We start from the raw sequence: 15,192 nt of genomic DNA on the forward strand, positions 1-15,192 counted from the left end.
GGGATCATCGAAAACTATGTCGCGCTCAAGCGGCAACTCGCCGAGGAAGGCCATCGCTTCACAACCGAGACGGACACGGAAGTCATCGCCCATCTGGTGGAAAAGTACTTCCATCCGCTAAAAGGCAACGGCAATCGCGTACCGCTGGAGGAAGCGGTGCGTAAGGCAGTGAAGCAGATGACGGGAGTCTTTGCCATCGCCGTGATCTCCGCCGACGAACCCAACAAGATCGTTTCTGCGCGCAATGGCCCGCCCGCGGTCATCGGGCTAGGCAAGGATGAATACTTTGTTGCGTCTGATGTACCGGCAATTCTTTATCACACACGTGATTTGTTTTTCCTTGCCGATGGTGACCTTGCGGTGATTACACCCGCGGGCGTGAAGCTGTCTGACTTTGATGGGCGTCCCATGGAGCGGCAGGTGCAGCACATCACCTGGGATCCGATCATGGCGGAGAAGGGCGGCTTCAAGCATTTCATGCTGAAGGAAATTTACGAGCAGCCTCGCGCCGTGCGCGACACTACGCTGGGGCGGGTGTCGCTCGATAGCGGCAAGGTTTTTCTCGATGACATGGAGATTACGGAAGCTGAATTCAAGCGGCTGCGCAAGGTGAACATCGCCGCCTGCGGCACCAGCTGGCATGCTGGATTGGCCGGGAAGTTTATGATCGAGCGGCTGGCGCGTGTTCCAGTAGAAGTGGATTATGCGAGCGAATTTCGCTATCGCGACCCGATTCTCGATGGGGACACGCTCACCATTTTGATCACCCAATCGGGTGAGACCGCCGACACGATTGCCGCCCTCCGTGAGGCAAAAGCCAAAGGCTCGAAGACCCTGGGGATTTGCAACGTGGTCGGTTCGATGGTCACGCGCGAAGCCAATGGGACGGTCTACACTCATGCCGGTCCCGAGATTGGTGTAGCTTCGACCAAGGCATTCACGGCGCAACTGACGGCTGCTTTCCTGTTTGCGCTTTATCTGGCAGAAGTGCGCGGCACTCTGAATCCGGAGGAAGCCAAGAAGCTGATTACCGAACTCAACCGGTTGCCGGGCAAGCTGGAAACGTTGCTCGCGCACGAAGAGGATACCGAGGACCTGGCCAAGGAGTACCAACGTGCGCAGGACTTTCTGTTCCTTGGCCGTGGCATTCACTATCCCATTGCGCTGGAAGGCGCGCTGAAGCTGAAGGAAATCTCCTACATTCACGCCGAGGGATATCCCGCCGGCGAAATGAAGCATGGCCCCAACGCCCTGATTGATGAAGACCTGCCGGTCGTCATCATCGCCACGCGCGACAAGGAAGATCCGGGCTCGGTGGTCCGATACGACAAAACGCTTTCGAATCTAAAGGAAGTGAAGGCGCGTTCGGGCCGGGTGATCGCGGTTGCGACCGAGGGGGATGATGAGATCCGCGAGGCTGCTGACCAGACCGTGTTTGTGCCGGCAGCGCCGGAGTTGCTCTCACCGATCCTGGAGATCGTTCCCCTGCAGCTGCTGGCGTATCACATCGCGGTTCGCCGCGGATGCGATGTGGATCAGCCACGAAATCTGGCGAAGTCGGTGACGGTGGAGTAGGGCGGCGGATCGTGTAATCGGGTAATCTGAAGTTAGCTTTTGGGGCTCACGAAGCAGGTTTTGGAGCTTCCAGGTAGGCCCAGCGTTCAGACAGCTGGCCCCGCACAATGCGCCAAATGACGATCCCGCCGAACTGAATTTTCTTTCCGCTGTCAGGATCGGTGCATCTCCAGACGTTTCGCACCACGACCTTATCACCTTCGGCGATGATGTCTTCGAGGGTCACCTTCAGATCGGGAAATTTCTTGAGGGCACTTCCCACATACTGCTTCGCTCCTGCCGGACCGGGCGGGGTGCCGGGTGGTACGTCGGCTCCGTGATCCACGAAATCGCGGGCGAAGTTCACATCCGCGATGTCGAGATTCTTGCGGTTTACGAATTGTTCGAAGTGGTTGCGAACGAAGGTCTTCATTTCCTCGATCGACATGCTTATGCCCCAGTACTCGATATTCGCGGCGCTCATGGTAGTCCCTCAAAGAAATCGTGGAGTGGGGTAAATTGTAATCGAGGGAAGCTGATATCGTGTAATGTTCAAGTTTGAAGTGCGTAGAAGGAGACCCCGCCCAAGCGGCGCTTGAACGGGGCACCCTCAGGGCATTGGGGAATCCGGCGAATTTTGAAAAAGCATAAATGCTTCGCTCCGCTCAGCATGAGCCCATAAACCAGCTGCCAAATAGACTCGCGCCATTGAATCAAAAATGCTATTTCACACTGTTCTTTAGCACTGCGCTCAATTTCCGCCGGTGAGTTCATCCAGCAGCTTGCTTGCGCCATATAGCTTGCGCAGTGCTTCCGTCATGGCCGCAGTGTGGACAGCAACTGAGCGGTTGGATTCGATGTCATACACGTAATCGCCGACAAGCGATTCAATGTTGCCATCGAAAATCAGGCCCACGATCTCACCTTGTTTATTGATGACCGGCGATCCCGAATTGCCCCCGACCACATCGTTGGTGGTTACAAAATCGAGGGGCGTCGCGAGGTCGAGGGTCTTCATTGCGTCACGGTAGCGGCGGGGCAGGTCGAACGGAGCCTGATCATTGAAGCTGAAGGCGCGGTCGTACAGTCCATAGAAGGTAGTCTTGGCGGGAGCGATGGTGCCATTCATGGGGTATCCCTTCATCTGCCCGTAGGAGAGCCGCAAGGTGAAGGTGGCATCGGGATAGGTGCTCTTGCCGTAGAGAGCGAAGCGAGCGCGGCCGAGTTGTTCGCCGCCGCGCTGCTCCACGCTTTGAACGTTGTCCTGCACCCACTTGATGAACTCGCGCCGCATGGGGTCGAGCTTGCGGGCCAGGACGATCATGGCGTCAGTGGAGGCATCGACTGCCTGCTGGCCGCCATCGACCAGCGCTTTTCTGACCTGCGGATCCTGCAGCTTGCTGCCACCGACCAGATCGGCGGCCGCCTGCTCCGGAGTTTTTCCGTTGAGCACAATTTTCAGGAAGGGATCGTCGGGTCCGAGCTGGTCAAGATCGCGATGAAGGGCGCCAGTGATGCGCGCGATTTCCATGTCGGCATAAATGGGGGCGGGTGAGAACATCTCCAGGCGCAGCGAATCGAGCTGAGATTCGTGAAACCCGGGAAGCCGGTCACCATCCGGCTTCTTGATCTCAGCGACGTAGTCGACAATCGTGGCCGCCAGACGTGAGAGCTGCGAATCTGTGCTGTGATAGAAGCTATCCTTGATGCGCGAACTCATTTTCTGTGTAGCGGCCGCGATATCGTCCCAGGCGCTGCCATATTGCGTTTTCAATTCCGGGTTGCTCATTACCGCAGAGCGGAATTTGTCCTCTTCCGCCTTCTTCTTGTCCATAACGCGGGGATTCTCGAGACCCTGGAGATCACCGCTGAGCGCCTTGACGCCGTTCTGCAGGAAGAAGATCAGACTGGCAGCTTCGCGCGCATGCTCGGGACTGGTGGCGGAAAAGCGCTGCATAACGGCGATGCGGTCGCGGTACACACTAAGAGCGGTGGGAAGCTGGTAATCGCGCTCGAAAGTAAGCTGAGCAACGGTGTCGAGGCGCTGGGTGGTGCCGGGATGACCGCTGACGAAAACCAGTTCGTCCTCAACCGCGCCCTTGGGGTTCCACTTCAGGTAATTTGAGCTGTTGATCGGCTTGCCGTTCTCATAGACGCGAAACAGCGCCATATCGAGATCGTAGCGGGGATAGGTGAAGTTATCGGGATCGCCGCCGAAGAAGGCGGCCTGCTGCTCGGGCGCAAACACGATGCGGATGTCGGTGTATTTCTTGTAGCGATAGAGCCAGTATTCTCCGCCCTGGTAGAGAGTGACCACGTCAGAGCGAAGACCGGTTTTTTGCAGGCTCTCCCGTTCGATCTCGGCGATGATGCTCTCGCGCGCTTTGAACTGCTCCTCAGCGGACTGCTTTCCTTTGAGCGCGGCCTGTACACGGTCGGTGACGTTCTGGGTGGAGACCAGGACATTAATTTCGAGGTCGGGTGCCTTCATTTCCTGGGCGGAGGTGGCGGCGTAAAAGCCGTCCTTAATGTAGTCGTGTTCGGCGGTCGAACTCTTCTGGAGCTGACCGCGGGCCACGTGGTGGTTGGTCAGCAACAGCCCGTGCGGACTTACGAATGATCCCGAGCCTCCATCATTCAAGCGCACGGAGGAGAGGCGGACGTGGTCCAGCCAGTCCTTGGTGAGGGCGAAATTGTATTTCTGCTGGATGAGCTGGGTGGGGGGATTGTCGAAGGTCCACATGCCTTCGTCGGCAAGGGCTGCAGTAGTGAGGAGAAGGATGAGCGTGACTCTGGAGAGAACTTTCATCAGTGAGCTCCTGGTGAACCGTATTGTAGCGGGATAGGCCGCCTGGACTTCCCGGACTGAAGCGCCGGGTGAGGTTCGAGGTCAAAAGGATGAAGTCCGGAAAGAAAAACCCCGCCCAAGCTGCGCTTGAACGGGGCACCCTTAAGGGAGTCGGGGAATCGGGTAATTGACAATCGGGTGATCGAATTCGGGTGGACTCTGAAGTGACAGACAGGCGTGAACCAAAAGTGCGCTCGCCGAATCAAATAAGTGAACCCTATAATGAAAATTGGGCGGCTTTCTCAAGATAAAGAATGTCGAATCGTGAGATTTTGACGGCGCGATTGCGCCAGGCGGTACCGCTTTCCTCTGCCACCCGGCACCTGCACTTTGAGGTGGAGGAGATACCGCGTTTCGACTTCCACGCCGGGCAATTCGTGTCGATCCGTGCCATGCACGACGGGCACGAAATCACCCGGGCCTACTCGATTGCCTCGCCCCCGCGCAACGATCGCACCTTCGAGCTTTGCCTGAATCGGGTTCCTGATGGCTTCTTTTCCAATTTTCTCTGCGACCTGGCGGAAGGCGAGGCGGTCAAGTTTCACGGCCCGCATGGCTACTTTGTTCTCAAGAACCCGCCCCGTAGCTCGATTTTCATTGCCACGGGAACCGGTATTGCGCCGATTCGCGGCATGATTCACTGGCTCTTCGCCGATCCCGCACGCCACGAGGGACGCGAGTTCTGGCTGGTCTTCGGCGTCCGCTATCAGGAAGACCTCTATTACAACGACGAATTTCTGGAACTGGCGCGGCGGCATCCCAATTTCCACTACATCCCGACTCTCAGCCGCGAGGATGCCACCTGGCCAGGCGCGACCGGATATGTGCAGGAGCACGTGCGCAAACTGGCCGAAGGGCGGCACGGCCTGGATGCTTACATCTGTGGGCTGCGCGACATGGTTCAGGCCAACCGGGAGCTACTGAAGAGCCTGGGCTGGGATCGGAAGGCCATCGTGTACGAGCGGTTTGACTAAGGCATAAACCAGCAGTCAGCAATCAGCTCTGAACCCACTCATGGGGAAACAGGCCGCGGCGCGCGTCGCCTTGGGCGAGATGTGGCTTTTCTGTAGAGCTGGACCTCCGAGATTAGGCGAAAAAAGGCGAACGTGGGGCATCCGCTTCGGAGGACAGGCGAGTTTATTTTCAACGGCTTACGGCTGGCATCCTTGGCCTCACTTTCCCGCAACTTCCTATGCTTCAACATCATCTAAGAACTTGACTGTAAGACACTCAGGTTCTAGCATATCGTTATTGTAAGCCGAAGCGATGGCCAACCAGCTAAAGATCAAGCACTTATAAGTTTAGGAGGAGGAAATCTCCATGGCGAAGATTATTGGTATTGACTTGGGCACGACGAACTCCGTGGTGGCGGTAATGGAGGGTGGCGAGCCCAAAGTGATTCCTAACGAGGAAGGCGGGCGGACCACGCCATCCGTTGTCGCTTTCACACAATCGGGTGAGAGGTTGGTCGGGCAGGTCGCGAAGCGCCAGGCCATTACCAATCCGCAAAACACGATTTATTCCATTAAGCGTTTTATGGGGCGCCGCTATGACGAAGTCAGCGAAGAAATGAAGATGGTGCCCTACAAGGTCGTGAAATCTGGCGACCACGTGGCCGTAATGGCGCAGGGGAAGGAATATACCCCACCCCAGATTTCAGCATTCATTCTGCAGAAGCTGAAGAAGGCAGCTGAAGATTATCTCGGTGAAACGGTCACCGATGCCGTGATCACGGTGCCGGCGTACTTCAACGACGCCCAGCGACAGGCTACCAAGGATGCAGGGCAGATCGCCGGTCTGAACGTGAAGCGCATTATCAACGAGCCCACGGCGGCTGCGTTGGCGTACGGTCTCGATAAGAAGAAGGATGAGACCATCGCCGTGTATGACTTCGGCGGCGGAACCTTCGACATTTCGATTCTGGAAGTCGGCGAAGGCGTGATTGAAGTCAAGTCCACCAACGGCGATACCCACCTCGGTGGCGACAACATCGATCAGCGCATCGTGGAATGGCTGATTGACGAGTTCAAGAAAGATGAAGGTCTCGACCTGCGGGCGAAGGGCAATGAGATGGCCCTGCAGCGTCTGCGCGACGCGGCTGAGCGCGCCAAGATCGAGCTTTCGACCACGATGGAAACCGAGATCAACCTGCCGTTCATTACGGCGGATGCTAGCGGTCCCAAGCACCTGGTGAAGCGGCTGACGCGCGCCAAGCTGGAGTCGATGGTGGAAGACATCATCCAGCGCTCGGTTGGCCCGTGCAAGCAGGCCATGAGCGACGCGGGGGTTACGCCCGACAAGATCGACGAAGTCGTGCTGGTGGGCGGTCAGACGCGCATGCCGCGTATTCAGGCGCTGGTGAAGGAGTTGTTCGGCAAAGATCCGCACAAGGGCGTGAATCCGGATGAGGTGGTAGCTGTCGGAGCTGCGATTCAGGGCGGCGTGCTCGGCGGCGATGTTAAGGATCTGTTGCTGCTGGACGTCACTCCATTGACGCTCTCGATCGAGACGTTGGGCGGTGTGTCGACGCCGATGATTCCGCGCAATACCACGATTCCGACCCGCAAGTCGGAGATATTCTCTACCGCGGCTGACAATCAGACGTCGGTGGAGGTGCACGTATTGCAAGGCGAGCGCCCGATGGCGGGGCAGAACCGGACGCTGGGCAAATTCCACCTGAGTGGAATTCCGCCAGCTCCGCGTGGTGTGCCGCAGATCGAGGTCACGTTTGACATCGACGCCAACGGCATTCTGAACGTGACGGCCAAGGACCTAGCGACGCAGAAGGACCAGAAGATCACGATTACGTCGTCTTCGGGTCTCAGCAAGGACGAGGTCGAGCGCATGGCGAAGGAAGCCGACGCGCACGCAGCCGAGGACAAAGCGAAGCGCGAGGAGATCGAGGCCCGCAACCAGCTCGACTCCATGGTGTACAGCGTGGAGAAGATGTTCCGCGAGCACGGAGACAAGATCTCCGGTTCGGAGCGAGGCGAGGTCGAAGCTGCGCTGGCCGATGCCAAGAAAGCCCTGGAGTCAAACGACAAGGGGCAGATGGAGTCGGCACGCAATCGCCTGACCCAGGCTTCGCATAAACTGGCGGAGCAGATGTACAAGGCCACCGCGCAGCCGGGGCAGCCGGGCGCGGGGGCGCAGGCGGGCGGTCCTCAGCCGGGCAGTGACGGCCAGGCGAAGAAAGACGAAGGCGTCATCGACGCGGAATACGTCGACGTGGATGAGAAAAAGTAATGGGGGAGCGGGGCTTCGGCCCGGCTGCTAATATTCCTCGAGAGAGGGATTTGAAAAGTTCGCCGCGGATGGACACGGATCCGAAGGGATAAAACCTGATCCGTTGAGGCTGTGCCGGTCCGCGGCAACCAATTTTTCAGGACGCGCCGGAATAGAAACGATGATGGTCAGCAAAAGACAAAGAATCAGGAAGAACGACAGAATGCAGATTGAATTGAATGGTCAGAGATATTTTGTGAATTTCATCCCCGGGATGGACGAGTGGTTTGTGCTGGAGGACTCAGCGGCGGGGCTGCGCCAAATCCCGGTGGTGCATGATGCCGCCGAGCATATCGAGCGCTTCGTGATTCCTCCAGTGAACGAAGAGGGGGACGCGAACGGGTCTGTTTAGAACCCCGGCGTTTGTAAAGGATGAAGTCCGAGAACAAAAACCCCGGCCAAGCTGTGCTTGAACGGGGCACCCTCAGGATTTTCGCTGGCGACTTGTCTGCGGTGCTGACTGCGAATTAATGGCGACCACGACCAAGAAGGACTACTACGAGATTCTCGGCGTGAAAAAGTCTGCCTCCGCCGATGAGATCCGCAAGGCCTTCCGCAAGCTCGCGCGCAAATACCATCCGGACGTGAATCCCGGAGACAAAGCCGCTGAAGAGCGCTTCAAGTCCATCTCCGAGGCTAATGACGTCCTCAGCGATGCTAAGAAGCGCAAGATATACGATCAACTCGGCTATTACTCCGACAATATCGATCCCAAAGCAGCCGAGGCCTATGCCCGTGCGGCCCAGGGAGGTGGCTTTCCTGGCGGTGGTTTTCCGGGCGGCGGAGCGGGCACAGGCTCGGCGCAAGGTGTGCCGTTTGATTTCAGCGGATTCGATTTTTCTGACGTCGGGGAAACGGGCGCGCAGGCAGGCGGGCGGAAATCGAGCTTCCGCGATATTTTTTCCAACATCTTTAGCGGTGGGCGGGGTGGTTTCAGTGTTGAGCCCGAGGGGCCTGAACCGGGCAGCGATCTGGAATACCAGGTCACGGTACCTTTCTGGCAGGCGATCCGCGGCGGCGTGATGCGCCTGAATATTACGCGTTCCGATAGTTGCACGAACTGCCACGGCACGGGCTACGTTGAAAAGCCCGGGCCATGCCCGGAGTGCGGGGGCAAGGGAACTATTACGCAGACCAGCGGCCGGATGAAGTTCAATGTCCCCTGCCCGCGTTGTGGCGGCTCAGGCAAGGACCGCAGCGTGTGCCCGATCTGTTCAGGGGCGGGCACGGTAAACCGCACCGAGCCGCTCGAGATCCGCATTAAGCCGGGCACTCGCGACGGACAGCGCATTCGCATCCCGGGGAAAGGAAATGCCGGTCTGCACGGTGGCGAACCGGGCGATCTCTACATCATCGTGAGGCTGGAAGAGCATCCGGTGTTTCGCCGCGAAGGAGACGACATCTATCTGACGGTTCCCATCACCCCGACGGAAGCTGCGCTTGGTGGAAAGGTTGAGGTTCCTACTATTGACGGCCGCGCCTTGCTTCGCATCCCGCCCGGCACGCAGTCCGGGCAGAAACTGCGCCTGCGCGAGAAAGGCGTCCCCTCAGCAACACGGGAAGGAACTCGCGGAGACGAGATCGTGGAAGTGAAGATCGTGGTGCCACAGATTCGTGATGAGCGGTCGAAGGAAATCCTGCGCGAACTCACCAAGCTGAATCCTGAGGATCCCCGGCAGGAGCTGTTCAAGAACGTGTAGCAAATTGCAAGCGGGTAAATGGTAGTCAGGTGAGTTGTGTAATACCCAGTGAAACCGAAAACGCGAGATGCTTCGACTCCGCGCCCGCGACCCGCAAAAAGAGCGGGTCGGCAAAAGCTACGGCGCGTCGCTCAGGATGACGATTAAAATCCGTCCGCATTTTCGTCTACGATGACCCCCTCCCGTCAGGTTGGAATCGTCCTCGAGACTCCGCGGCTCTTCCTGCGCCGGCTGACGCTTTCCGACAGCGAAGCCCTGTTCGCGGTTCTGGGGGATCCCATCACCATGCAGTTTTATCCCGAGCCGCTCACGCGCCAGGGCGTGCAGCGATGGATCGAGCGTAACCTGGAACGCTACGAGAACGATGGATACGGCTTATGGGGTATAGCTCTCAAGACCTCTGGCCAACTTGTCGGAGATTGCGGTCTGGTTCGGCAGTTGGTGGAAGGCAGGCCGGAGATCGAGGTGGGCTACCACGTGCGCCGCGATCAATGGCGACGGGGCTACGCCACCGAAGCTGCTCGCGCCTGCATAGACTATGCGTTTCGCAACCTGCGGGTTTCACGGGTGATCTCGCTGATCCGTCCGGAGAATCTGCCGTCCCGCCGGGTGGCGGAAAAGAACGGTCTGGAGATCGATCACCAGATTCCGTGGCACCACGTACCCCATATTATTTATGCCATCGGGGAGCAGGAGTGGCGCAAGCAGATGACGCTAGACGGCGCGCCTCGAACCTGATGCCACATCGTCTGCACAGGAAAAGCAGATCCCTCGACTCTACGCCCGCGACCTACAGAACGCGCGGGTCATGAAAGCGACCGGCGCATCGCTCGGGATGACAATCCTCGTTAGTTTTTGCTTTACCTTCCTATCGCTCCGCCCTATTCTGCGCATCACACTTCCGCAAGACGTGCTCTTAGGAGGACGCGATCGAAATTGACGTATTCCGCCGCTTCCTTCTCGCCTGAATCGAATTTGCCGCCCCGGCAGCGAAACAGTCTGCGCAGGCTCAGCTTCTGGCCCCTGGTCATAGCAACCTTCTTCATGGTGTCGGGTGGCGCATACGGCACGGAGGACATCGTGCGCGGAGCCGGCTACTTGCGGGGGATCGTAATCCTGCTGCTCACGCCGCTGCTGTGGAGTGTGCCGACGGCGCTGATGATGGGCGAGCTCTCCAGTGCAATTCCCGCCGAAGGCGGCTATTACGCCTGGGTGCGGCGTGCGATGGGAGACTTCTGGGGGTTCCAGGAAGCCTGGCTGTCGCTCGGCGCGAGCATATTCGATATGGCGATCTATCCCACGCTCTTTGTCGCATACCTGACGCGCATGGTTCCGGCGCTGTCGCTTAGGCATCGCGGAGTGATGCTCGGCGTGGCGCTGGTGGCGCTTTGCGCGCTGCTGAATATCGCCGGAATACGAGTTGTGGCCACAACGTCGGTGGGGATGTTTCTGCTGCTGTCCGCGCCGTTCGCGTTAATTGTTCTGCTGGCGCCCTTTAAGCATGGCGCTTTGGCTTCAGGGGCGTTGGTTCACAGCGCTCCCGGCGGCGTGCCAGTGGGGATGGTTGGCGGGCTGCTGGTCGCCATGTGGAATTACATGGGATGGGACAACGCCTCGACGATTGCAGCCGAGGTCGACGAACCGCAGCGCACGTATCCGCGAGCCATTCTGACGGCGGTAGTGATTGTCGCCCTCAGCTACATTCTTCCCGTGGCTGCCATGTCGCTGACTGGCATCTCCCCGAATGCCTGGGAGACGGGATCGTGGGCGGATCTGGCGGGCCTGGTCGGCGGACCCGGGCTGCGCCTTGCAGTCGTTCTGGGAGGGATGATCAGCGCGTTCGGAATGTTTAATTGCCTGGTCCTGAGCTATTCGCGCCTGCCGCTGGCGATGGCGCAGGACGGCCTGCTGCCGAGCATTTTTGCGAGGGTGCATCCGCGGACCCAAGCTCCCTGGGTGGCGATCCTGGTTTGCGCCACGACGTGGGCGCTCTGTCTGGGGTTGGGTTTCGAACGGCTGGTTACGATCGATATTCTGGTATACGGCTCCAGTCTGCTGCTGGAATTTATCGCCCTGGTAGTCTTGCGAATCACGCAGCCCGATCTGCCGCGGCCGTTTCGAGTGCCGGGCGGAATTTTGGGAGTCGTCGCGCTAGGAGTCGCGCCGACCGTGCTCCTGGGATTTTCGGTAATTCGCAGCGAGCACGAGCAGATCCTGGGAATGAGCTCGTTTAGTGTTGGTTTGTTGCTGATGGCTGCGGGAGTTGCGGCCTACGGAATCCGGGCTGCGTGGCGGCAGCTGCGGCCGACGGAAGGGGCGACGCCGGATGCGCAGGGCTGAAGAGCTTCTGATCGCAGCGTCAGAACACGTGTCGTTACGGTCGCGTTGCGGCCACAGGTGCACGTTTGTGATTAGATAGAGGGTATAAATGTGTGAAATCGTCGGCATCTCGGGCATGCGCTACAAACACCAGATCCTTCGACTCGGGCCGGTAGTGGTGTACCCGGCCCTCGCTCAGGATGACAGTCCAAAAATCATTCGACTCCGCGCAGTCGAAAGTGTCAGCGCAGCAAGGGATTTCTAAGTGCCTAAGAAGCGCGGCAAAGGCGCGTACATGATTTCGGCGGTGGCCGAGATGTACGACATCCATCCGCAGACGCTGCGTCTGTACGAACGCGAAGGACTGCTGAAGCCCTCGCGGACCGAGGGCAACACGCGGCTTTACACGGACGAAGACCTGGAGCGGCTGGAGTTCATCTTGACACTGGCGCGGGATCTGGGGGTGAACATCTCCGGGATAGCCATCATCCTGCAAATGCGCGAGCGCATGGAGCAGATGCAGAAAGAGATGCAGGACTTCATGCGCGCCCTGCAAAGCGAGATGCTCAGCCGCATGTCTCAAGCTCAATCAACGGAAGGGGCGATTGTTCCGGTTCGGCGGGTGCCTGTGGGTCCGCCGGCTCCGGGGAGCAAAGAGCGGAAGTAGGGGTGCTGCCCGCAGGCCCTGGCAGCAAAACGGCCGCTCGTGCTGACAATCAAGAAGGAGCCACTTCCACCGACTTCTCCACTGCCTTGCGGAAATAATCCAGCGACAGGCGCAGACCCGTGTCCAAATCTACCTTCGGCTCCCAGCCGAGCAGCTTTTTTGCTTTACTGATGTCGGGTCGGCGCTGCTTGGGATCGTCTTGCGGAAGCGGCTCGAAGCGAATCTTGCTTTTGGAACCGGTGATCTCCAACACTCGTTTGGCGCACTCCAGGATCGTGAACTCGTTGGGGTTGCCGATATTGGTGGGGGAATGTGCTTCGGATTTCGCCAGACGCATGATGCCCTCGATCTCATCCTGCACGTAGCAGAAGCTACGGGTCTGCCTGCCGTCGCCGTACACGGTCAGCTCGGCGCCGGTGAGGGCCTGCTTCATGAAGTTGGGAATCACGCGGCCGTCATTGACTTGCATGCGCGGACCGTAGGTATTGAAGATGCGCACGATCTTGGTATCCATATTGTGGTAGCGGCGGTAGGCGGCGGTTACGGCTTCCGAGAAACGCTTGGCTTCGTCATATACCGATCGTGGACCGACTGGGTTCACATTTCCCCAGTAGGTTTCGACCTGGGGATGGACCAGGGGGTCGCCGTAGCACTCTGAGGTGGACGCCAAGAAAAACTTTGCGCCGTAGCGCTTGGCATGTTCCAGAGTATTCATGGTGCCGGTGGAGCCGACCCGCAGCGTGGCAATACCGTGAGCCATGTAATCCACAGGGCTCGCCGGACAGGCAAAATGGAAGACGTAATCCACTCTGCCGAGATCAAACTCTTCGCAGATATCTAACTGTCGTAACTCAAATCGGGGTTCATGCTTCAAATGCTCGAGATTGTTTGTCCGGCCGGTGAGCAGGTTATCAACCGCAAGTACGGAATGGTCTTCGGCCAGCAGAGCGTCGCATAAGTGGGAACCGAGAAAACCGGCTCCTCCCGTGACTAGAACTCGCATTCCTTGCACCCCAGCTTGGTTCTATGATTACCACGGCAGTATAAATCAGGGGAAATCGCTGGCAGGAATGCACACGGATCAGTCACCGGGGACTGAATAGAAGCGGCTGCTGCCAGTCAGTTCATCTCTGGCCACACGCTCCTCTTCTGCGATCACATCCTGCAACCCACGCTTGACGGCCTGGGAGAGGGTAGCGCAGAAATCGGAGGTAAGCAGGTTGATGTCGACGAGAAGAGACTTCTGCGAATAGGCGCGGTAAAGACATAACGATCCGACCGGGCCTTTGTGTAGGACTCCCAGATCGAGGCTGAGACGCCACATCCGTCCGCCTTCACGGTGGAAGGGATGATCTCCGGATTTGTCCCAGCTGAACAGCCACTCACTCTCATAAATCTGAAAGAAGTCCCGCGGCATCTGACGCGCTTGACCAGGCCGGATGCGGAGGTCGAATCCGTCAAACTCGTTATCCCGAAAAGCTACTTCGAGGATCTGACAGATTCGCGGCAAGGAACCGGCGGAGGCCAGATCTTCGGCGGCGCGGCGAATGGCCAAATTGTTCACGATGACACGCTTCTGCTGTGTCGCCCGCTTGGCGACGCGTCCCACTTCCACAAACTCGTGATAGCCCAGGTGCTGGATGCCAAACCACACCCCGACGCCCACTACCGTCAGGACCACGCCTACCGAACTTCCGTTGGGATAGAGCATCAGCAGGCTGAGCAGTCCCAGCAGCGCGGAAACCGCATAGAGGATGGTCACCACCTGCCGCTGCGAGAAGCCCAATTTCAGCAAACGGTGATGGATGTGCTCGCGGTCAGCGCGAAACAGTGGTTGCCCGCTCAGGAAACGGCGAATCACAGAAAGCGCGACGTCGAGGATCGGCAGGCCGAAGGAGACGATGGGAATAGCCACCGCCACCAAGGTTGTTCCTTTCTGTGCGCCTGCGAGCGCAATTGCGCTCAACATGAAGCCCAAGAACAGGCTGCCGCAATCGCCGAGGAAGATGGTCGCGGGGTTGAAGTTGTAACGCAGGAATCCCAGGATTGCGCCCGAAAGAATTACCGTCAGGACCGAGACCAGGCTGTTGTTGCTGAACAGAGAGACGACGAACACCACCAGGGTGGAGAACATCGCTGACCCGGCGCTGAGGCCATCGAGGCCGTCAATCAGGTTGAAGGCATTGGAAATCCAGAGTACCCAGAGTACCGTCAGGGGCAGGGTGATAAGCGCACCGAGGCTCTTATAGCCGAACAGCAGAGGGACAACGTCGATCTGCAGACCGCCGGCGAACAACATGAGTGCGGCGATTATCTGCACGCCAAACTTCACCCGTGGCGAGAGAGGATGAAAGTCATCCACCAGACCGAGGCAGAAGATCAATGTGGCCGGAAGCAAAATGGCGAGTACCGTCCGGGCGGGCAGATGAGCCGCCGAGCCGTGCAGTTCCTTGAAAATGGCAAAGCCGGCCAGAACCAGGAGGAAGGAAAGAAAGATGGCGACGCCGCCGAGACGGGGAACGGGATTGGAATGAATGTCACGCTCGCCCGCAGAGCGCGAGGTCCAGCCCCATCGCATCGCGGTGTTGCGAATGTAGTGCGTGAGAACGGAGGAGCAGACAAGGGCCCCACCGAATAAACTTAGATAAGCTACATCCATTGAGCGTGCCTGACGAGCTTCTCCGCTTATTCGTTCCGGCGAACAACCCACCCAGTGCCGAAATCGACTCCACCCGTGGCTGCGGGTCGGAAGGTAACTGGACTATAGCTTTCGAGTAACGGCGCGCCAATGGAATAGTGCCTCGGTGGTACACATCTAG

General features: G+C 58.4%; 12 protein-coding genes. 8 read left to right on the forward strand and 4 right to left on the reverse strand.

Features of this window, described 5'->3' with window-relative positions; translation table 11 throughout:
- On the forward strand, positions 1-1,575 hold a 1,575-nt coding region (glmS, locus tag VEG30_02115), incomplete at its 5' end, for a glutamine--fructose-6-phosphate transaminase (isomerizing) (GenBank protein ID HXZ78693.1).
- Positions 1,576-1,621: 46 nt separating this feature from the next.
- Here the strand turns inward: glmS and VEG30_02120 are convergent.
- Both VEG30_02120 and VEG30_02125 read right to left on the reverse strand, forming a co-directional pair.
- Positions 1,622-2,038, reverse strand: coding sequence for an ester cyclase (locus VEG30_02120; GenBank protein HXZ78694.1), 417 nt, complete (start codon positions 2,036-2,038; stop codon positions 1,622-1,624).
- Positions 2,039-2,305: 267 nt separating this feature from the next.
- Entirely contained in the window at positions 2,306-4,363 is a 2,058-nt protein-coding gene (locus VEG30_02125) for a S46 family peptidase (protein ID HXZ78695.1), read from the reverse strand.
- Between the two features lie 293 nt (positions 4,364-4,656).
- Here VEG30_02125 and VEG30_02130 point away from each other — a divergent pair, with 293 nt between their 5' ends.
- From VEG30_02130 to VEG30_02160, 7 genes are all read left to right on the forward strand, one after another.
- Complete coding sequence (locus tag VEG30_02130; protein ID HXZ78696.1) at positions 4,657-5,376, forward strand: FAD-binding oxidoreductase; 720 nt, start codon at positions 4,657-4,659, stop codon at positions 5,374-5,376.
- Between the two features lie 346 nt (positions 5,377-5,722).
- The gene (gene dnaK, locus VEG30_02135) at positions 5,723-7,648 is read left to right on the forward strand and encodes a molecular chaperone DnaK (protein HXZ78697.1); all 1,926 of its coding nucleotides are present in this window, start codon (positions 5,723-5,725) and stop codon (positions 7,646-7,648) included.
- 202 nt (positions 7,649-7,850) lie between these two features.
- Complete coding sequence (locus VEG30_02140; GenBank protein HXZ78698.1) at positions 7,851-8,039, forward strand: hypothetical protein; 189 nt, start codon at positions 7,851-7,853, stop codon at positions 8,037-8,039.
- Positions 8,040-8,157: 118 nt separating this feature from the next.
- Positions 8,158-9,387, forward strand: coding sequence for a J domain-containing protein (locus tag VEG30_02145; GenBank protein HXZ78699.1), 1,230 nt, complete (start codon positions 8,158-8,160; stop codon positions 9,385-9,387).
- A gap of 171 nt (positions 9,388-9,558) precedes the next feature.
- Positions 9,559-10,125, forward strand: coding sequence for a GNAT family N-acetyltransferase (locus tag VEG30_02150; protein HXZ78700.1), 567 nt, complete (start codon positions 9,559-9,561; stop codon positions 10,123-10,125).
- A gap of 198 nt (positions 10,126-10,323) precedes the next feature.
- Positions 10,324-11,727 (forward strand): APC family permease, encoded by a 1,404-nt coding sequence (locus tag VEG30_02155; GenBank protein HXZ78701.1) that lies wholly within the window; start codon positions 10,324-10,326, stop codon positions 11,725-11,727.
- A gap of 244 nt (positions 11,728-11,971) precedes the next feature.
- Entirely contained in the window at positions 11,972-12,373 is a 402-nt protein-coding gene (locus VEG30_02160) for a helix-turn-helix transcriptional regulator (protein HXZ78702.1), read from the forward strand.
- Positions 12,374-12,422: 49 nt separating this feature from the next.
- Here VEG30_02160 and VEG30_02165 read toward each other — a convergent pair whose 3' ends face one another.
- Complete coding sequence (locus VEG30_02165; protein HXZ78703.1) at positions 12,423-13,376, reverse strand: UDP-glucuronic acid decarboxylase family protein; 954 nt, start codon at positions 13,374-13,376, stop codon at positions 12,423-12,425.
- A gap of 78 nt (positions 13,377-13,454) precedes the next feature.
- Entirely contained in the window at positions 13,455-15,032 is a 1,578-nt protein-coding gene (locus VEG30_02170) for an MraY family glycosyltransferase (GenBank protein HXZ78704.1), read from the reverse strand.
- Positions 15,033-15,192: the final 160 nt, after the last annotated feature.

Source organism: Terriglobales bacterium, assembly GCA_035624455.1.
Lineage (GTDB): Bacteria > Acidobacteriota > Terriglobia > Terriglobales > Acidobacteriaceae > DASPRM01.